Raw genomic sequence first — 16547 nt, 5'->3', positions numbered from 1 at the left:
GTCCCCCTCGGACGCCCCGGGGACCCGCGCGACGTCGCCGAGGCCGTCGCCTACCTCGCCTCCGACCGCGCCCAGTGGGTCACCGGGGTGACCCTCACCGTCGACGGCGGGGAACTCCCCCTCGTCTAGCGCGCCCGACGCACCTCCGCCGGCTCCCGAGCCCGACCACCACCACCCGAGGAGAAACCCGTGTCCGACGCCACCACCAGCACGCCCGCGTACAGCATCACCGAGGTCCTCGAGGTCCTCGACCCGGCGGGCGCTCAGCGCTACGCCGAACTGACCCCCGCCGTGGTGGAGGGGTTCGGCGGCCGCTTCGTCGTCCTCGGCGCCCCGCCCACGGTGGCCGAGGGCGAGGCCGGGGTCGCGCTCGCCGTCGTCGAGTGGCCGGACATGCAGACCCTGCAGGCCTGGTACGACTCCCCCGAGTACGCCCCGGCCCGCGAGATCGCCGCCACCGCGATGCGTCGCCGGCTGGTGTTCCTGCCCGGCACCGCCCCGACGGCCTGACCCCCACCGCGGACGGGCGGACGACCACGGCCGGCACGGCACCGTCGCGGCGGGAAAGGTGCTGCCGCGACCGGGCCGGTCGTGCCAACCTGCAGGGGTGGACGCCCTGCACCGCTCCCCCAGCGCCGAGCCGCTGCCCGCCGCCCGCCCCGGCCCGGCCGCGCGGGCGGGGCGGGGCGCGTCGCCGCAGGACGCGGCGCGCTGATGCTGCGGAACCGGCACTTCCAGCTCGACGACGTCGAGGAGGTGAAGCGGCTGATCACCCGTCACCCCTGGGCCACCTTCGTCTCCGCCACCACCGGCGGGCTCGTCGCGTCGCACTACCCGGTGCTGCTGGACGACGCCGGCACCGGCACCCGCACCGACAGCCGCACCGGCGCGAGCGGCGACCCGGGCGGGACCGGCATCGTCCTGCTCAGCCACTTCGGCCGCCCCGACGACACCGCCCACGAACTGGGGCAGCACGAGGTCCTGGTGGTCGTGCAGGGGCCGCACGACTACGTCTCGCCCAGCTGGTACGCCCCCGGCGAGCTGGTGCCCACCTGGAACCACGTGACCGCGCACCTGTGGGGCGTGCCGGAACTGCTGGACGAGGAGGAGAACTACGACGCGCTGTGCCGGCTGACCGAGCACTTCGAGCGCGGGCGCGAGGGCGGGCGGGACCTGCGCCAGGACGAGGCGGCGACCCGGCGCGCGGCGAGGGGCACCCGGGGGCTGCGCCTGCGCGTCACCCGGTTCCAGGCCAAGGTCAAGCTCAGCCAGAACAAGGACCCCGACGTCGTGTGCACCGTCATCGAGCGCGTCCGAGCGGGCAACCCGGAACTGGCGGCCGAGATGCGCGCCGCGCACCGGCCGGCCGCGGGGTCCGGCAGCACCTCCGAGGGGAACGCCGCTCGCACCGTCAGCGGACGCTGAGCGACCCCGAGACGACCATGCGCAGGAGTTCCAGGGCCTCGGCGTCGCGGGAGCCGGGGACCGCGGTGTAGAGGACGAGCTGCTGGTCGCGGTCCGGGAGCAGCAGGGTGTCGCAGTCCACGGTCACGGAGCCGACCTCGGGGTGCCTGAAGGTCTTGGTGATGACGGGTCGGGCCCGCACGTCGTGGAGCTGCCAGAGACGCTCGAAGTCGGCGCTGCCCGCCCGCAGCTCGGCGACGAGGTCCCGGATCAGCGGGTCGTCGGGGTAGCGGGCGGTCGCCGCGCGGAGCCGGGCGACGACGTGGTGGCGGAACTCCGTCATGTCGGCGGCGTCCGCGCCGGTCCTGCGGGCCACCTCGGGCAGGAACGCGCGGCGGGCGAGGTTGCGGTCGGCGGGGGTCGCCCCGCCGAGGTCCCCGAGGACCGCCGTGGCCAGGTCGTTCCAGGCGAGCACCTCGAAGGCGGCCGACAGCACGAAGCCCACGGCGCCGGGGAGGCGGTCGACCAGGGCGACCACGCTCGCCCGCACGCTCCGGTCGTGCACCGCGGACCTCTTCCGCGCCGTGCCGGCGAGCTCGTGGAGGTGGTCGGTCTCCTCCTCGGTGAGCAGCAGCGCGTCGGCGATGCCGGCGAGCACCTCGCTGGACGGGCGTGGCGCGCGGGCCTGCTCCAGGCGGGTGTAGTACTCCGTCGAGACGTGCGCGAGGACGGCGACCTCCTGCCGCCGCAGACCCGGCGTGCGGCGGCGCGCGCCCGAGGGCAGGCCCACGTCGACGGGCCGCAGCCGTTCGCGCCGGCCGCGGAGGAAGTCGCCCAGCTCCTTCTTGTCCACCTCTCCAGCGTGCTCCCGCGCAGCTCCGCAGCGCAGGGCGCCAGCGGGGTACGGCCTGTGCCTGCCTGCGCAGCGCGGCCCCGGGGAAGCTCGTCACCATGACCGCGACCACCGACGGATACGTCACCGTCCTCTGGGAAGCCCGGGCCAAGGCGGGCCGGGAGGCCGACCTCGAGGCCTTCCTCACCGCCGCCGTCACGCCCTCGCGCAACGACCCCGGCAACATCGACTACGAGGCCCACGAGGTCGAGGGGGAACCCGGCACCTTCGTCGTCCACGAGCGCTGGCAGTCCCGCGCCCACCTCGACGCCCACCTCGCCGCCCCGCGGATGGCCGAGCTCGTCCCGCGGCTGCTGGAGCTGATCGAGGGGTCGGTCGAGGACGGCATCCGCCTGCTCCGCCCGTTCCGCCCCGCGCGGTGACGTGCCCGCGCAGCCGGACCGCTCAGCGCCTCCAGAACAGGTGGTGGACCACTCCGCTGGAGCTGGGCACCACGTCGTGGTGGAAGCGGTCGTCGAGCTCGTCCGGGGAGCTCCACAGCCGGCTCCCCGAGCCGATCCGCACGGGCGCCACCGACACGTGCAGGGTGTCGACCAGGTCGGCGTCCAGGAAGGCGCGGACGGTCCGCGCACCGCCACCCAGCCGCACGTCCTGGCCGCCGGCCGCCGCGCGCGCCTGCGCGAGCACGTCGGCCGGGTCTCCGCTGACGAAGTGGAAGGTGGTGTCGGCCAGGGTGAAGGAGGGGCGCGGGTGGTGCGTCAGCACGAACACGGGCGTGTGGAAGGGCGGCTCCTCGCCCCACCAGCCCCGCCACTCGTGGTCCTGCCACGGCCCTCGGTGGGGGCTGAACTTGTTCCGGCCCATGATCTCCGCGCCGATGCCGTGGCTGGAGCCGCGCACGAGGTGGTCGTCCAGCCCGCGGGAGCCACCGGGTTCGCTGCGGCCGGGGAAGCTCGCCGTGGCCAGCGCCCAGCCGAGCAGGTCGCCGGGGTCCACGTGGCCGAAGGGCCGCTCCAGGCTCTGCCCCTCACCGGCGCCGTAGCCGTCGGCGGAGACGCCGAAGTTCTGCACCCGCACCAGTTGCTGCACGTCCGCTCCTCGTGGTCGCACACCCGCTCTCGCACCCCCGCACCTTCGCGCTCCTGACCCGGCGGGGCCGGGGAACTCATCGCCCGGCCGGCGGGGAGGGCAGCGGCCGCGGCCGGGCGGTGCGGACCACGTGCCGGCGCAGGTGCCTGGGCGCGGTCTCGGGGGACTCGGTGGCGATGAGCTCCAGCACCGGTCCGCTCCCTCCCCGGGGTGGTTCGCCACCACCGGGGAGATCGCCGACCTGACCGGTTTCCTGGTCCCGGACCGCGCCTCGGCGTCCCGGACCGCGCCTGGGCGATCGTGGGCGCCGGGCACGTGATCGACGGCGGGACGGTTCCGAGCGTCCGGGCCGTCCGCGACGCAGCGCGGGCGGGCGGTCAGCGCTTGAGCACCTCGTGCCAGAGCATGTGCAGGGCACCGACCCGCAGACCCGGGGTGGCCACGGCGGCCACCTTCCGCACGAAGCGGTCGTCCTCGAGCTGGTCCAGCAGCATCGCGGCGAGGTCCTCGCGCGCGCACAGGGCGCCCTCGACCTCGGTCTCCTCCGCCACGTAGCCCCTGCCCGGCGCGTCGGTCAGGCCCGGTGGGCGCACGATCGTCCAGTCCAGGTCGCCGGCGCGCACCACCGCTTCCATCGCGGCCATGTCGTCGTACACGGTCCTGCCGACGTGGTGGCGCATCACGGCGCGGAACGCGTCGCGCACCCTGTCGTGGTCCAGGGCGTGGCGCGCGGTGCGGACCAGGGCGCCGACCCCGCTGCCGGCCGGGGCGCTGCCGGTGCTGCCGCCCGGCGGGTGCGAGGGGGTCAGCCCGGCGGAGGTGACCGTCACCAGGCGCCGCCGCCGGTGGCGCAGCATCGCCTGGACGAGCAGGTCAGCAGTGGCGGAGTACACCCGCACCGGCCGCCGGGTGAAGGCGGTGCCGATGGTGCACACCACCGCGTCGCTGGCCTCGACGGCCGCGTCGAGCACGCCCGCGGCGGTGGCGTCGCCGGCGACGACGTCGAGCCGGTCGTGGCGGACCGGGAAGGTCTCGGGGTGCCTGGTCAGCGCCTGCACGCGGTGGCCGCGGGCCAGGGCCTGCCGCACGACCTGCCGGCCCGTGGGGCCGTTCGCCCCCAGGACCAGCAACCGCGCGGGGTGCAGCCTGCCGGGCTGCTCGGGGGGTGGGGCGGTCTGCCGGGTGCTCACAGCTGCACGGTCCTCTCGGGGGACGACGGGTCCCCCGGCGACGTCGGCCTGCTGCGACGCCACCGGGGCGCTGCCGGCGGGGTCGGTGACGCGCGTGCGCTCGTCGCGCCCGCGGTCGTCGTGCTCACGGTCGTCCGCCTGCGTGGTGATCAGGGCTCACCCTCACCCCACTAGCAGATTTCTGCAAGTCGGAGCGGGACCCGCGCTGCGACCATGGGCGCGTGGACGAGCACACCGCGCTGACGGAGGCGGAGCTGGATCAGGTCGTGACGTGGAACGTGGTGCGCGTGGCGCGCTTCCTGGGCCAGCGCCTGTCCGAGCGCCTGGCCGCCCAGGAGCTGCACCCGGTCCAGTTCGGGGTGCTCGCCCAGCTCGACATCGCCGGGGCGGTGTCGCAGGCGGACCTGGCGCGCGCGGTGCACCTGCGCCCGCAGAGCGTGGCGCCCCTGCTCGACGGGCTGGAGCGGCGCGGGCTGCTCGCCCGCACCGGCGACCGCGTGCGCGGGCGCCGCAACCCGGTGGAGATCACCGACGCCGGCCGCGCCGTCCTGCGGGCCGCCTGGGCCATCGCCACCTCCAGCAACGACCTGGGCGACGCCGGGCTGAGCGCGGCCGAGAGCAGCGAGCTGAACGGGCTGCTGCTCAAGGTCGTCGACGCCAGCCGGGGCGCGTTCGACGACGAGTCGGCGTGGGACTGGCGCGAGCACTGAGCCCGTCATCACCGCTGGAGGCGTCGACGGTGGGCGCCGGCCGACGTCGTGCAGGTCGACCTGAGCTCACGGCGCAGCGCATCCGGGTCGCAGGAGTCGCGGGAGAAACCCTCCAGAGCGTCGCGCCCGCGCGCGTGGCGCAAGGCGCGCGTGCGGTGGAAGCCGTCGACCGAGGCGCGCACCACCACTCGCCCCCCAGAGCGCAGCACCGCCGCCGGCTCGTCGGCCAGCACGCCCAGCCGGTACCGCCAGCAGCGCCACCCGGGGGGTGGCACCAGACTGACCGGGGTGAGCCTTCCCCCGTCCGCGCGCGAGCTGGATCCCGGCGAGCTCGAGCTGATCGAGCTGGCCCGCGCCGTCATCGACGCCACCACCGACGCCGGCCCCGACCAGGACGGGGTGCACACCATGGGCGCCGCCGTGCGCGCCGACGACGGGCGCACCTTCACCGGCGTGAACCTCTACCACTTCACCGGCGGACCCTGCGCCGAACTGGTCGCCCTGGGCACCGCCCGCGCCCAGGGCGCCAGGGCCATCACCCACGTCGTCGCCGTCGGCAACCACGGCCGCGGACCCATCGCCCCGTGCGGGCGCGACCGGTAGGTCCTGCTCGACCACCACCCCGGCGTCCGCGTGCTGCTGCCCACCAGCCAGGGCCTGCGCAGCGTGGCCATCGAGGACCTGCTGCCCCTGGCGATGGTCTGGAGCATCGACGGCGGCTCGCAGACGGCCTGAGCCCCCGTACCTCACTCCCGCAGCGCGCTCGAGAGACGGGCCCAGGAGGCGCGCTCAGGGAGCGGGCTGCCGGGGCGCCAGCTGCACCTGCTCGCCCAGGTCCGGCTGCGCACACAGCCCAGCCGCTGCAGCAGCCACGGCCAGGGCCCCTCGGCGGCGGTGGCGTCGTCGCGCCAGACCTCCACGTGGTGCAGTGCTCCGCGTCGTGCCACGCGGTCGTCCTGGCGCCCGCGCAGCGCGGAGCACTCGGAACAGGGCTCAGCCGTCGACGCGCTCGTCGACGCGCGGGTGCACCAGCTGCTCGCGCAGGACGTCGGCGTGCCCGCAGTGCTGGGCCAGCTCGCGCAGCACGTGCAGGTAGACCCAGCGCAGCGGCAGGGGACCGCGGCGGTTGCCGGGCAGCAGGTCGTCCAGGTCCAGGTCGGCGACCGCCCGGCGCGAGGCCTCGCACGCCCGCCGGTGCGCTTCACGCACGCCGGCGATGGTGTCCGCCTCGCTCAGCTCGAAGGACTCCTCCGGGCCGGCCTCGATGCCCAGTTCCTGACGCGAGCGGGCGGTGACGGCCTCGTCGAACCAGACCCGCTCGACGAAGGTGGCGTGCTTGACCAGCCCCAGCAGCGTGGTGCTCGAGGCGACCAGGCGGGTGCGCACCTGCTGCTCGCTCAGCCCGTCCAGGCAGGCGTCCAGCGCGGCGCGGTGCTCGTCGAGGAAGGCTTCCAGCTGCACGCGCAGCGGCTGGTCGACGACGTCCTCGGCGCTGGGCCTCGCGGGGTGGGGCACCCGTGGATCGTGCCAGCCCCCACCGGGCGCCGGGTCGCGCTCTCCGGCCCCGGGCGCTGAGCGCCCCCTCGCGCCGCGGGGCGCGACGTCACCCGGGTGCCCGCAGCGCCTCCACGACCACCGCACGCCGTCTCAGGAGCCCTCGAGGGCGCTCGTCCCGACGGCGATGCCGTCCAGCACCCGGTGCAACCCCCAGACGTACTGGTCGTTGGAGACGTAGCCGGCCATCACCGGGGCCGCGGCGGCGGTGAGCGGGTGCAGGTCGGCCGGCGTGGCGGCGAAGCGGCGGCGCCGCTCGAGGAGCCGGGCCGGTTCGGCCGGCAGGGGGCCGCTGCGGTCGGCGTCGGCGACCTCGAGGGCGATCGAGCCGAAGATGTAGACGATCAGCAGGTAGGACGCCCGTGCGGCCTCGACGGGATCGAGCCCCGCCTCCCCGAGCAGGCGCAGGAGCTGCTCGTTGAGCGAGAGCGCGTGAGCACCGTCCATCGGGCCGCCGATCACCAACCCCACAGCGGCCGGGTGCGCCGACAAGCGGGTGCGCAGCTCCACGGCGACGGCCTCCACCCGCTCGCGCCACGGTCGCGCGCGATCGGCGAACACCCCGTGGTCGACCTCACCGAGCAGCCGTTCGACCACGGCCCGCACCAGCGCCGCCTTGTCGGGGAAGTACGTGTAGACGGCGTTGGGGGCCACACCGAGGCGAGCGGCGATGCCCCGGATCGACATCGCCTCGACCCCGCCCCCGTCGAGCAGGGCGAGCGCGGTCTCGACGACCTCCTCCTCGTCGAGGGCTCGTCGCCGCCCGCGGCGCGGTGCTCCGGGGGTCGCCGTCACCAGGAGCCTCCCGCCTCTGGACATCTGCCTGGACACCGTACAGCATCTGTACGGGGTACAGATTCTGCACGCCGTACAGACGTTCCGCTCGATCGAGGGGTGACCACCGTGAGCGCGACACCGTCCATCGCACCGGCCGCCGCACCGACGGCCCGCCTGCGCCCGTGGGCGCTCTGGACGCTGAGCTTCCTCGCGTTCCCGCCCGCCGGGCTCGCCGGCCGGGCCCTCGCCGGACCGGTCGACGACCCGGGCGCGGCACTGGCGGGAGGCGCGCTCACCGGGCTGGTCATCGGCGCCGGGCAGGCCCTGGCCGGCCGACGCCGGCTCCCGGCGCGCCGCTGGGTCCTCGCGACCACGCTCGGCACGGGCCTGGGGCTGCTGCTGGGCGCCCCGCTCGTCGGCTACGGCACCTCGGCGGGGGAGCTGGCGCTCACGGGCGCCCTGATCGGAGCCGTGCTCGGTCCGGCGCAGGCGCTGGCGCTGGCGCGCACCACGCCGCAGCGCTGGCTCTGGGCCGCGGCGCTGCCACCGCTGTGGGCGCTGGGCTGGACGGTCACGACCCTCGCCGGCGTCGACGTCGCCTCGCAGTACACGGTGTTCGGGGCGACCGGGGCGCTCACGGCCTCCGCGCTCTCCGGCCTGCTGGTGCTGCGGGTGCCGCAGCGCTCCCCCGCACCCGCAGCGGCGCGCGCCCGCGGGTGAGGTCGTCAGCAGCCCTCAGCGCGCGGTCCCCGGCACCGGCGCGACGGCGCGGCCACGCTCGACGCGCCACCCCGCCCGGGCAGGCACCTACATCCAGCCGTTCCCGTCCCGGCCGCGTTCGATCTGACGGCTGAGCTCCCGGGCGACGCGCGCCCTCTCGGCATCGCCGGAGCGGCCGGCGCGGTCGAGCCCGCGGCGGGCTCCCCCACCGACGAAGGCCACCACCAGCAGCACCACCACCACGGAGACGAGCACCCACGTCATCGTCGACCTCCTCGTCGTGCGAGGCGTCCACGCTACGCCGGTCACCGCGGCCGGTCACCCCCTCGCGCGCGCCGGACCGCGCAGGTCCGCCCCCGGCGCTCAGTGGTGGGCGTGCACGAGGGCGTGGCCCCTGCCGCGGCTGATCATCCACCGGTTGACCGGGGTGGTGATCACGAAGGCCAGGGCCAGGGCGCCGGCCAGGGAGGCCCAGAAGAGCCAGGAGCCGACGCCGGCGTGCACCGCGCCGGGGATGGTCAGCATCGCGGTGTTGTCGACGACCTCCATGACGGCGATGGAGATCGTGTCGGCGGCCAGCGCGACGCTCAGCGCGGTGCGGAAACCCACCCCGGCCTTGAGGACGCCGCGCACGGTCAGCGCGTAGCCGAAGACGAAGGCCAGCGCGATGGACAGGGCCACGGTGCCGGCGGTGTGCCAGCCCAGCGAGGTGCCGATGACCATGCCCAGGACCTCACCGATCGCGCAGCCGGTCAGGCAGTGCAGCGTGGCCCGCGCGGCCACCGCCCACGAGGTCGCACCCCGCACCGGACCGTGACCGGCGTGACCCGCGTGAGCGGCGCCACCGGCGCGGGCGCCGTGGTGCAGGTGCGTCGGGGTGCCGTGCTGCTCGGACATCACTGCCTCCAGGTTCGGGTCGTCTCACGCTCGACCACGCAACGCAGTACCCCCCAGGGGTATTTCACGGGAGCGGTCCGGCGGGAGGGCCGGTGGGCCGCGGATCGCACCGCGGCCCACCGGCCCCAGCCACCTCCAGCGGGTCCGAGCCACCCGCAGCCGGCGTGGAGCGGGCTCAGCCCGTGGCGGTGAGCATCTGCTGCATCCGAGCGATCTCGGCGCTCTGGCTCGTCACGATCGAGTCGGCCAGCTCCAGGGCCTGGGGGTTGAGGCCGTCGCGCTGCTCGGTCTCGGCCATCTGCACCGCACCGGTGTGGTGCTCGATCATCATCTGCAGGAACACGCGGTCGAAGTCGGCGCCGGTGGCGGCGTTCAGCTGCGTCATCTGCTCCTCGCTCATCGTCCCGGGCATCGAACCGCCGGACGTCGAGGAGCCGTGCATCGAGTGGTCCATGCCCTCCATCGAGGAGCCGGCCTCCACCGGCTCGCCCCAGGCCTGCAGCCAGGAGGTCATCTGCTCGATCTCCGGCTGCTGCGCGGCGTCGATGGAGGCGGCCAGCTCCTTCACCTGCGGGCTGGAAGCCCGCTCGGGGGCCATCTGCGCCATCTCGATCGCACCCCGGTGGTGCACGAGCATCATCTGCGCGAACTGCACGTCCTGGTCGTCGTGCTCGGCTGCCGCGCTCGAGCCGGGCGAGGTCTCGGCAGTCGCGCCGGCGCTGGGCGAGGCCTCGGAGGAGGCGCCCATCGAGGAGTGGTCCATCGAGCCCATCGAGCCGGAGTCCTCACCCCCGCACGCGGCCAGGGCCAGCGAGAGCGCACCGGCTGCCGCCAGGGCGCCCAGGCGGCGCCGCGCGCGGGCAGCTCCGCCGGCGGCGGGCTCGGTGGAGGAGGTGGACGGATCGGAAGAGGTGGGAGGGGTGGGCCAAGCGGAGGTGGTGCGCACGAGAAGAGCTCCTTGCGTGAGGTGGGTCCAGGGCACGACGAAGCGGCACCCGCGGCCGCCGACGCGTTGCTCGCGTCGAGCGGCTGGGCGCGCCGGTTCGGCCTAGACCCGGATCACGCAGAGGGAGGTGCGTGGCCAGCGCCACGGCGGGGGCCCGCGCCAGGGCGTGACCGCCACCGCCGACCGGGGCCACGCCGGCGCCGGCCGGTACGAGCGGCGCAGCGCGCGCCGGGCCGCGAGCGCCACGAGGACCACCAGCGCGGCGACGCCGGCGCCCAGGGCGAGGACGCAGTCCAGCGCGTCGTGGTGGTCGCGGTGCTCTCCCACGTCGGCCCGGGTTTCGGCCCGGGGACCGGCGTGGTGGTCCGCGTGCGCGCCGGCGGGTGCGACGGCGGTGGTGCTCGCGGAGGCGTCGTGGGCCTCGGCGTGGTGCCAGCCGACCGCCGTGGCCAGCACGTGCATGGCGCACAGGCCCACCACGAGCGCCACGACGAGCACGACGCGCAGCAGGACCGGGCGGGTCCCGGTGCGTCGGCGGGCGTCGTGCACGCGCGCCACGCTAACCCGGCCGCGAGTGCCCCGCCCGGGCACCGCGAGCAGGGCGCGGGCCGCGGGCGGTGCCGCTCCAGCCGTGCCGCGTCAGGCGAGCTGCGGCGCGCCGGACGGCAGGGTGAACCGGACGGTGGTGCCGCCGCCGGGCGTCTCCTCGGCCCAGACGCGCCCGCCGTGGCGGGTCACGATGCGCTGGCAGGTGGCCAGGCCGATGCCGTGGCCGCCGCGGGCCGAGGGGTCGACCTGGGTGAACATCCCGAAGACGGCCTCGCGCTGCCCGGCGGGGATGCCGATGCCGTTGTCCGCCACGCTGACGGTCCAGCCCTCGCCCTCGCGCACCGCGCTCAGCTCCACCCGGCACGGCCGCTGCGGGTGGCGGTACTTGACCGCGTTGCCGACGAGGTTCTGCAGCAGCTGGCGCAGCAGCACCTCGTCGCCGAGCACCCCGCCGCTCGGGTCCGCGCCGGGCAGGCCGCGGGCGCCGATGCGGGCACCGGCCTCCTCGACGGCGCCGTGCAGGTCCCCGACGGCCTGCTCGAGGACGGCGCCGAGGTCGACCGGTTCGCGCCGGCAGGTCTGCGCGCCGGCTCGGGCGTAGTCCAGCAGCGCGGCGATGAGGTCCTGCATCCGTCCCGCGCCGCGCCGGGCGGTGGCGATCCAGGCGCGGGCCTGCTCGTCGAGCTGCGCGCCGCAGGTGTCCTGCAGCAGCTCCAGGTAGCCGTCGACGACCATGAGCGGGGAGTTCAGGTCGTGGCTGACGGTGCCGGCGAACTGGGCCAGCTCGCCGTTGGAGCGCTCCAGCTCGCCGTGCGAGCGCTCCAGGTCGGCCAGGGCCGCCTCCAGGCGGCGCTTGCGCGCGCGCAGGGCGGTGACGTCGCTCATGGCCACCACCGCGCCCAGCGGGCTGCCGTCGGCGCGGGTCACGGTGCGCCCGGAGCAGCGCACCGTGACGGGCTCGCGCCCGGCCGGGGCGATGACCATCTCCACGTCGCGCACCCGCCCCTCGGCCAGGGTGCGGTGCAGCGGGACCTCCGCGGCGGTCAGCGCGGTGGTGCCGTCGGGGCCGTACAGGTCGTACGCCCCGGCGTGCTCGGCGGGGTCCAGCGCCGCGTCGGCGTCCAGCCCGTGCCAGGTGCGGGCGGTGCGGTTGAACTCGCTGAGGCGCCCGTCCGGGCCGGCGACCACGATGCCGACGTCCACGGACTCCAGCACCGCCAGGCTCAGCTCGTAGCGCGCCTCGGCCTCGGCCACCGCCAGCTCGGCGAGCGCGCGCTGCTCGGCGGCCTCGGCGGCGTGCTGCTCCGCCCGCGCCGCGCTGCGCTCGGCCTGCGCCGCCAGCAGGACGGCCTCGGTGGCGTGCTGCTGCGCCAGGCGCGCCTGCCGGCGCCGCTCGAACAGGCCCACCAGCACCCGCGCGAGGTCCTCCAGGGCGGCGACCTGGCGCGCGTCCAGCTCACCGGGCTCGGTGTCGACGACGCACAGCGTGCCGAGCACCTCCCCGCCGGCGGTCAGCAGCGGCGCGGAGGCGTAGAAGCGCACCGAGCCGCGCTCGCCGGTCACGAACGGCTTGTGCGCGTAGCGCTCGTCCAGGCGCGCGTCGGGCACGAGCACGAAGCGCCTGGTGTGCAGCTGCACCGCGCACAGGGAGTCCTCGCGCGCGGCGTCGCCGTCGGCGAACTCCACGCCCGAGAGCTGGCACTGCCGCTGGGCGGTCAGCAGGTGCACCGAGGCGCTGGGCACGCCCGCGACCAGCGCCGCCAGGCGGGTGACGGCGTCGACCTCGGCGTCCACGACGCCGTCGAGCAGCCCGAAGTCCTCCAGCGCGGCCAGCCGGGCCGCCTCCTCGGACACCGCCGCGGCCGCGCTCGCGGACAGCTCCGCCGCCCCCTGCGCGGGCACCCGCCGCGCCGCCGTCGCCCGGGCAGGGCGCGGCGGCGGCGCCGGGGTGGTTCCCGGGGCCGCCGCGGGCGGGGTGGGCGCGCTCATCCGCAGCGGCATCGGCCGGCTCGCGCCGCACCTTGAGCCCTGCCGCGCCCGCCCGGCGGCGGGGCCGGGGTCAGCGCGCGGCCAGGCGCCCGCGCAGGCCGCTGCGCACCGCGGGCCACTCGCCGTCGAGGATCGAGAACACGACGGTGTCGCGGTAGCTGCCGTCGTGCCAGAGCACGTGGTTGCGCAGCACCCCGTCCTGCTTGGCGCCCAGGCGGGCGATGGCCGCGCGCGACTGGTGGTTGTGCCAGTGGGTGCGCAGCTCCACCGCCGCGCAGCCCAGCTCCTCGAACGCGCGCGCCAGCAGCAGCAGCTTCGCCTCGGCGTTGACGCCGGTGCCCTGCGCGGAGCGCGCCAGGAACGTCGAGCCGATCTCCAGGCGCCGGTTCGCCGCGTCGAGGTTCATGAACGTCGTCGCCCCGCACACCTCGCCGGTGTCCAGGCGCCGCAGCGCCCACGGCGCCATCGCGCCGCGGGCGTGCAGCGCCAGGCGCCGCTCGACCTCGGCGGCGACGTCCTGCGGCGCGGGGACGCGGGTGTACCAGGTGCGGTGCAGCTCGCCCTCGGCGACGACGCGCCGCAGGCCCTCCACGTGGCCGGCGCCCAGCGGTTCGAGGGCGACGAGGGAACCGCTCAGCGCGACCGGGTCGGCGAAGCGGGCGCTCAGCTCATCCACTTGCGCAGCTTCTTCCGGTTCGCGGCGTCCCACGCCTCCTCCCAGTCGTGCCGGGCCACCGCGGAGCGCACCTCCTCCAGGGCGTGCAGGCGGCCCAGGACGAAAGCGCCCTGCCCGGCGTCGGGCACCAGCTCCTCCAGCACCGCGCGCGCCGCGACGGTCCCCTCGTGCTCGGCCAGGACGTCGGTGAGCGCCTTGAGCGCGTCGGCGTACTCCTCCACGTCCTCCCCGCGCAGCGGGACCACGACGGCGGCGGCGTCGCGGGCGTCGTCGGCGGCGCGGCGCAGCCGCACGAGCGGGTCGGCGCCGGGGTCGCCGGCGGGCACGTCGGCGTCCTCGGCGTCGGGGTCGACGTCGCGCTGGGCGTTCTTGACCGCGCGGTGCGCCTCGGCCACCAGCGGCAGCAGCGCCTTGCGCGCCGAGCGCGACGCCTCGCGGGTCAGCGCCGGGTCGGCCACGAGCGCCTCCAGCGCGGCCACCAGCGCGCGGTAGCGCTCGGAGTCCAGCGCCTCCAGCAGCTCGGCGCGCGCGGCGGCGCGCCGCTCGTCGAGCAGCGCGCGCAGCCGCTCGGCCACCGCGGCCGGGTCGCCGGTGCCGGAGCCGGCGACGTGCCCGAGCGCCTCCTCGTCGAGGTCGGCGAGCAGGCGCTCGGCCAGGGCCTCGGCGGCGCCGGCGCGGGCGAGCACGCCGGTCAGCCACTCCAGCTCAGCCAGCACGGCGCTGCGCGGGGCGTCCTCGAACAGCGGCGCGAAGGCGCGCAGCACGCCGCCGAGGCGGCGGGTGGCGCTGCTGAGGGCGCGCACCGCCCCGGGCGCGTCGATGCGCGCCAGCGGGTCCTGCGCGAGCAGGCGGCTGACGTCGTGGGCGAGCTGGCCCAGCACGAGCGCGCCGGCGGAGTCGCCGTCGCCGGGCTCGGCGGGCTGCCCGCCCTCCTCGGGGCCGTCCAGGACGGTGCGCAGCTGCTCGGTGCGGTCGGACTCCTCCGCCCCGCGCTCGCGCCAGGCGTCGGTGACCGCGTCGAGCAGGTCGCGGCGGCCGTCGACGACCTCGACCTGCCACTCGGCCCAGGTCTGCGCCGGGGAGTCCTCCGGCACCAGCGGGCGCGCCTGCACGCGGCGGGTGGTCAGGCGGGCGACGACGGCGCCGTCGGCGTCGAGCAGGTCGCGCTCGACGGCGTCGGTGGCCAGCTGCAGCACGGGCCCGAGGGTGCGCCCGCGCGCGGCCGCCCACGTCAGGCGCTGCAGCGCGGCCGGGGCGGTGCGCACGGCGCGGCCCAGCGCGTGGCGGACCTCGTGGGTGCGCGGGCCGCGCCCGGGCAGCTCCAGCACCCAGCCGCGCGGGGAACCGCCGGTCTGCCGGCGCACCGAGGCGCCCGCGGCGGCCAGCGCGAGGTCGGCGGTGTCGTAGTGCGTCTCCTCGGTGCGCACCTCGCGCGGGGCGCCCACGTCGGCGACCCCGGGCAGTTCACCGCCGCCGGGCGCCTCGTCGGAGGACGGGGCGAGGTAGGTGCGGGTCAGGGCCAGGCGGGCGGGCGGCATGGCAAGAGGACTACCACGAACCGCCGCACCGCCGTCCCCGCAGGGCCGGTGCCGCACCGCCTCACGCCGGGCGGCGCAGGTGCAGCACCCCGTCGTCGACGCCGGCGCGCTGCCCCTCGGGGCCGGTGACCTCCCGCGGCACCAGCTCCTCGCGCAGCACCTCCCAGCCGGCGGTGACGGGCGCGAGGGCCTCGCGCACCTCCCGCGGCGCGGGCAGGTGCACGTGGTGGTGCTGAGCGGCGTCGCTCCACGGCGGCAGGCTCACGTGGCCCACGACGAGCAGGGTGCCGCCGGGCGCGACGAGGCCGGCGGCGCGGCGCAGCACGTCGTCGCGGTCCAGGTGCGCGATCGAGTGCAGGAACGAGGCGGTGACGAGGTCGAAGGGCCCGGCGGGCAGCGAGGCGCCGAGGTCGTGCTCCTCCAGGCGCACCCGCTGCGCGACACCGGCGTCGGCGGCGTGGCGGGCGGCGCGCGCCAGCGCCGTGGGCGAGACGTCGGCGCCGGTGGCGCTCCAGCCGCGCGAGGCCAGCCACACCACGTCGCCGCCCTCGCCGCAGCCGAGGTCGAGGGCGGTGCCGGGCGCCAGGTGCTCCACGGCGCGTACGAGGGCGGCGTTGGGGCGCCCGCTCCAGCGCTCGCCGGCGCTGTACATCCCCTCCCACAGCTCGCGCGCGTCGGGGGCGTCGGGGTCGAAGAGGCTCACGCCCGGCATCGTGGGGCGCGCCCGCCGGCCCGTCGAGCCGCTGTGCCGTTCCGGCAAGGCGGGTGCCGCGCGCGGCGCCGCGACGGCGGCGGGTGCACGCTGGGGTCGTGGACACGTACGCGCGCGACGGTCTGGTGTTCCAGGTGCGCGACAGCGGCCCGCGCGGGGCGGAGGCGGTCGTGTGCCTGCACGGGTTCCCGCAGGACGCGCGCGCCTTCGGCGCGGTCGGGCGGCGGCTGACGGCGGCGGGGCTGCGCGTGCTGGCCCCGGACCAGCGCGGCTACTCCCCCGGCGCGCGCCCGCCCGGGCGGGCGGCGTACGTGCTGCCGGAACTGGTGGCCGACGTGCTGGCCCTGGCCGACGCGGCCGGCGCGCGGCGGGTGCACGTCGTCGGGCACGACTGGGGCGGGGTGGTCGCCTGGGCGCTGGCGGCCGCGCACCCGGACCGGGTGCGCTCGGCGACGGTGCTGTCCACCCCCCACCCGGCGGCGCTGCGGGCGGCGGCGCTGCGCGGCGGGCAGGCGCTGCGCTCGGCGTACGCGGCCGGTTTCCAGGTGCCTGCGCTGCCCGAGCGGCTGCTGCTGGCGCGCTCGGGCGCGGCGCTGCGCACCCTGCTGGCGCGCGGCGGCCTGCCCGGCGAGCTCGCCGACGGCTACGCGCGCCGGATGGCCGAACCGGGTGCGCTCAGCGCCGCGCTGGGCTGGTACCGGGCCCTGCCGCTGCAGCGCGCCCGCACCGGCCCGGCGGCGGTGCCGGTGGCGTTCCTGCACGGCCGGCACGACCCGTTCTTCTCCCCAGCGGCGGTGCACGGCACGGCCGCGCACGTGCGCGCGCCGTTCACCTCGCGGCGGCTGCCGACCGGCCACTGGCTGCCCGAGCGGGAACCGGCGGCCGTGGCGGACGCCGTGCTGGACCTCGTCGCCCGCACCTCCTGAGACCCCGGTCGAACCCG

Annotated in this window: 22 protein-coding genes; 8 read left to right on the top strand and 14 right to left on the bottom strand. The window is 77.0% G+C overall.

Annotation, left to right across the window (positions count from 1 at the left end):
• The 3 genes from ACRYMN_RS04860 to ACRYMN_RS04850 form a co-directional block, all read left to right on the top strand.
• A partial coding sequence (locus ACRYMN_RS04860) for an SDR family oxidoreductase (protein ID WP_432492553.1) occupies positions 1-129 on the top strand: 129 nt, incomplete at its 5' end.
• Positions 130-189: 60 nt separating this feature from the next.
• On the top strand, positions 190-510 hold the full coding sequence (locus ACRYMN_RS04855) for a DUF1330 domain-containing protein (protein WP_432492537.1): 321 nt from the start codon (positions 190-192) through the stop codon (positions 508-510).
• Positions 511-714: 204 nt separating this feature from the next.
• Complete coding sequence (locus ACRYMN_RS04850) at positions 715-1425, top strand: FMN-binding negative transcriptional regulator (protein ID WP_432492535.1); 711 nt, start codon at positions 715-717, stop codon at positions 1423-1425.
• Here ACRYMN_RS04850 and ACRYMN_RS04845 read toward each other — a convergent pair.
• On the bottom strand, positions 1412-2257 hold the full coding sequence (locus ACRYMN_RS04845; RefSeq protein ID WP_432492533.1) for a helix-turn-helix transcriptional regulator: 846 nt from the start codon (positions 2255-2257) through the stop codon (positions 1412-1414). The two genes, ACRYMN_RS04850 and ACRYMN_RS04845, sit on opposite strands and share 14 nt — an antisense overlap.
• Positions 2258-2355: 98 nt before the next feature.
• Here ACRYMN_RS04845 and ACRYMN_RS04840 point away from each other — a divergent pair, with 98 nt between their 5' ends.
• Entirely contained in the window at positions 2356-2679 is a 324-nt protein-coding gene (locus ACRYMN_RS04840) for a putative quinol monooxygenase (RefSeq protein ID WP_432492531.1), read from the top strand.
• Between the two features lie 22 nt (positions 2680-2701).
• Here ACRYMN_RS04840 and ACRYMN_RS04835 read toward each other — a convergent pair whose 3' ends face one another.
• Together ACRYMN_RS04835 and ACRYMN_RS04830 are read right to left on the bottom strand one after the other, a co-directional pair.
• The gene (locus ACRYMN_RS04835; protein ID WP_432492529.1) at positions 2702-3346 is read right to left on the bottom strand and encodes a dihydrofolate reductase family protein; all 645 of its coding nucleotides are present in this window, start codon (positions 3344-3346) and stop codon (positions 2702-2704) included.
• Positions 3347-3723: 377 nt separating this feature from the next.
• On the bottom strand, positions 3724-4536 hold the full coding sequence (locus tag ACRYMN_RS04830; protein ID WP_432492527.1) for an NAD(P)-dependent oxidoreductase: 813 nt from the start codon (positions 4534-4536) through the stop codon (positions 3724-3726).
• 221 nt (positions 4537-4757) lie between these two features.
• Between ACRYMN_RS04830 and ACRYMN_RS04825 the strand changes: the two genes are divergently transcribed.
• Positions 4758-5246 carry a MarR family winged helix-turn-helix transcriptional regulator gene (locus tag ACRYMN_RS04825; protein WP_432492525.1) on the top strand — a complete coding sequence of 163 codons (489 nt, stop codon included), beginning with the start codon at positions 4758-4760 and terminating at the stop codon, positions 5244-5246.
• Between the two features lie 8 nt (positions 5247-5254).
• On the opposite strand, the gene ACRYMN_RS04820 is transcribed toward ACRYMN_RS04825, so the two are convergent.
• Entirely contained in the window at positions 5255-5479 is a 225-nt protein-coding gene (locus tag ACRYMN_RS04820; protein WP_432492523.1) for a nucleoside/nucleotide kinase family protein, read from the bottom strand.
• Between the two features lie 55 nt (positions 5480-5534).
• On the opposite strand from ACRYMN_RS04820, the gene ACRYMN_RS04815 reads away from it, so the two are divergent.
• On the top strand, positions 5535-5849 hold the full coding sequence (locus ACRYMN_RS04815; protein ID WP_432492521.1) for a hypothetical protein: 315 nt from the start codon (positions 5535-5537) through the stop codon (positions 5847-5849).
• A 390-nt stretch (positions 5850-6239) separates the two neighbouring features.
• Here ACRYMN_RS04815 and ACRYMN_RS04810 read toward each other — a convergent pair whose 3' ends face one another.
• Positions 6240-6761: a DinB family protein gene (locus ACRYMN_RS04810; RefSeq protein WP_432492519.1), complete on the bottom strand. Its 522-nt coding sequence runs from the start codon at positions 6759-6761 to the stop codon at positions 6240-6242.
• 132 nt (positions 6762-6893) lie between these two features.
• Positions 6894-7595, bottom strand: coding sequence for a TetR/AcrR family transcriptional regulator (locus tag ACRYMN_RS04805; protein ID WP_432492517.1), 702 nt, complete (start codon positions 7593-7595; stop codon positions 6894-6896).
• Between the two features lie 108 nt (positions 7596-7703).
• Between ACRYMN_RS04805 and ACRYMN_RS04800 the strand changes: the two genes are divergently transcribed.
• Positions 7704-8297, top strand: a complete 594-nt coding sequence (locus ACRYMN_RS04800; protein ID WP_432492515.1) for a hypothetical protein — start codon at positions 7704-7706, stop codon at positions 8295-8297.
• A gap of 87 nt (positions 8298-8384) precedes the next feature.
• Here the strand turns inward: ACRYMN_RS04800 and ACRYMN_RS04795 are convergent, their stop codons facing one another.
• The 8 genes from ACRYMN_RS04795 to ACRYMN_RS04760 all read right to left on the bottom strand — a co-directional run bounded on the left by ACRYMN_RS04795 (position 8385) and on the right by ACRYMN_RS04760 (position 15604).
• Positions 8385-8561 carry a hypothetical protein gene (locus ACRYMN_RS04795; RefSeq protein ID WP_432492513.1) on the bottom strand — a complete coding sequence of 59 codons (177 nt, stop codon included), beginning with the start codon at positions 8559-8561 and terminating at the stop codon, positions 8385-8387.
• A gap of 99 nt (positions 8562-8660) precedes the next feature.
• On the bottom strand, positions 8661-9194 hold the full coding sequence (locus ACRYMN_RS04790; RefSeq protein WP_432492511.1) for a DUF4396 domain-containing protein: 534 nt from the start codon (positions 9192-9194) through the stop codon (positions 8661-8663).
• A gap of 175 nt (positions 9195-9369) precedes the next feature.
• Positions 9370-10140 carry a DUF305 domain-containing protein gene (locus ACRYMN_RS04785; RefSeq protein ID WP_432492509.1) on the bottom strand — a complete coding sequence of 257 codons (771 nt, stop codon included), beginning with the start codon at positions 10138-10140 and terminating at the stop codon, positions 9370-9372.
• Positions 10141-10242: 102 nt separating this feature from the next.
• Positions 10243-10689 carry a DUF6153 family protein gene (locus tag ACRYMN_RS04780; protein ID WP_432492507.1) on the bottom strand — a complete coding sequence of 149 codons (447 nt, stop codon included), beginning with the start codon at positions 10687-10689 and terminating at the stop codon, positions 10243-10245.
• A 90-nt stretch (positions 10690-10779) separates the two neighbouring features.
• A complete protein-coding gene (locus tag ACRYMN_RS04775; protein WP_432492505.1) occupies positions 10780-12591 on the bottom strand; it encodes a sensor histidine kinase in 1812 nt (603 codons plus the stop codon).
• Between the two features lie 157 nt (positions 12592-12748).
• On the bottom strand, positions 12749-13354 hold the full coding sequence (locus ACRYMN_RS04770) for a GNAT family N-acetyltransferase (protein WP_432492503.1): 606 nt from the start codon (positions 13352-13354) through the stop codon (positions 12749-12751).
• Entirely contained in the window at positions 13342-14892 is a 1551-nt protein-coding gene (locus tag ACRYMN_RS04765) for a CYTH and CHAD domain-containing protein (protein ID WP_432492501.1), read from the bottom strand. The genes ACRYMN_RS04770 and ACRYMN_RS04765 overlap by 13 nt, the downstream gene beginning before the upstream one ends.
• A 61-nt stretch (positions 14893-14953) precedes the next feature.
• Positions 14954-15604: a class I SAM-dependent methyltransferase gene (locus ACRYMN_RS04760; protein WP_432492499.1), complete on the bottom strand. Its 651-nt coding sequence runs from the start codon at positions 15602-15604 to the stop codon at positions 14954-14956.
• Between the two features lie 98 nt (positions 15605-15702).
• On the opposite strand from ACRYMN_RS04760, the gene ACRYMN_RS04755 reads away from it, so the two are divergent.
• On the top strand, positions 15703-16530 hold the full coding sequence (locus tag ACRYMN_RS04755; RefSeq protein WP_432492497.1) for an alpha/beta fold hydrolase: 828 nt from the start codon (positions 15703-15705) through the stop codon (positions 16528-16530).
• Positions 16531-16547: the final 17 nt, after the last annotated feature.

The organism is Kineococcus gypseus (assembly GCF_050871305.1).
Lineage (GTDB): Bacteria > Actinomycetota > Actinomycetes > Actinomycetales > Kineococcaceae > Kineococcus > Kineococcus gypseus.
Note: the sequence above shows the minus strand (reverse complement) of the source record. Positions and strands in the feature narration are given on the sequence as shown.

What these genes read in the sequence shown, in the direction of transcription:
- ACRYMN_RS04765 (WP_432492501.1), bottom strand. Translation starts at nt 14,892, where the DNA reads ATGCCGCCCGCCCGCCTGGCCCTGACCCGCACCTACCTCGCCCCGTCC.
- ACRYMN_RS04850 (WP_432492535.1), top strand. Translation starts at nt 715, where the DNA reads ATGCTGCGGAACCGGCACTTCCAGCTCGACGACGTCGAGGAGGTGAAG.
- ACRYMN_RS04795 (WP_432492513.1), bottom strand. Translation starts at nt 8,561, where the DNA reads ATGACGTGGGTGCTCGTCTCCGTGGTGGTGGTGCTGCTGGTGGTGGCC.
- ACRYMN_RS04840 (WP_432492531.1), top strand. Translation starts at nt 2,356, where the DNA reads ATGACCGCGACCACCGACGGATACGTCACCGTCCTCTGGGAAGCCCGG.
- ACRYMN_RS04790 (WP_432492511.1), bottom strand. Translation starts at nt 9,194, where the DNA reads ATGTCCGAGCAGCACGGCACCCCGACGCACCTGCACCACGGCGCCCGC.
- ACRYMN_RS04760 (WP_432492499.1), bottom strand. Translation starts at nt 15,604, where the DNA reads ATGCCGGGCGTGAGCCTCTTCGACCCCGACGCCCCCGACGCGCGCGAG.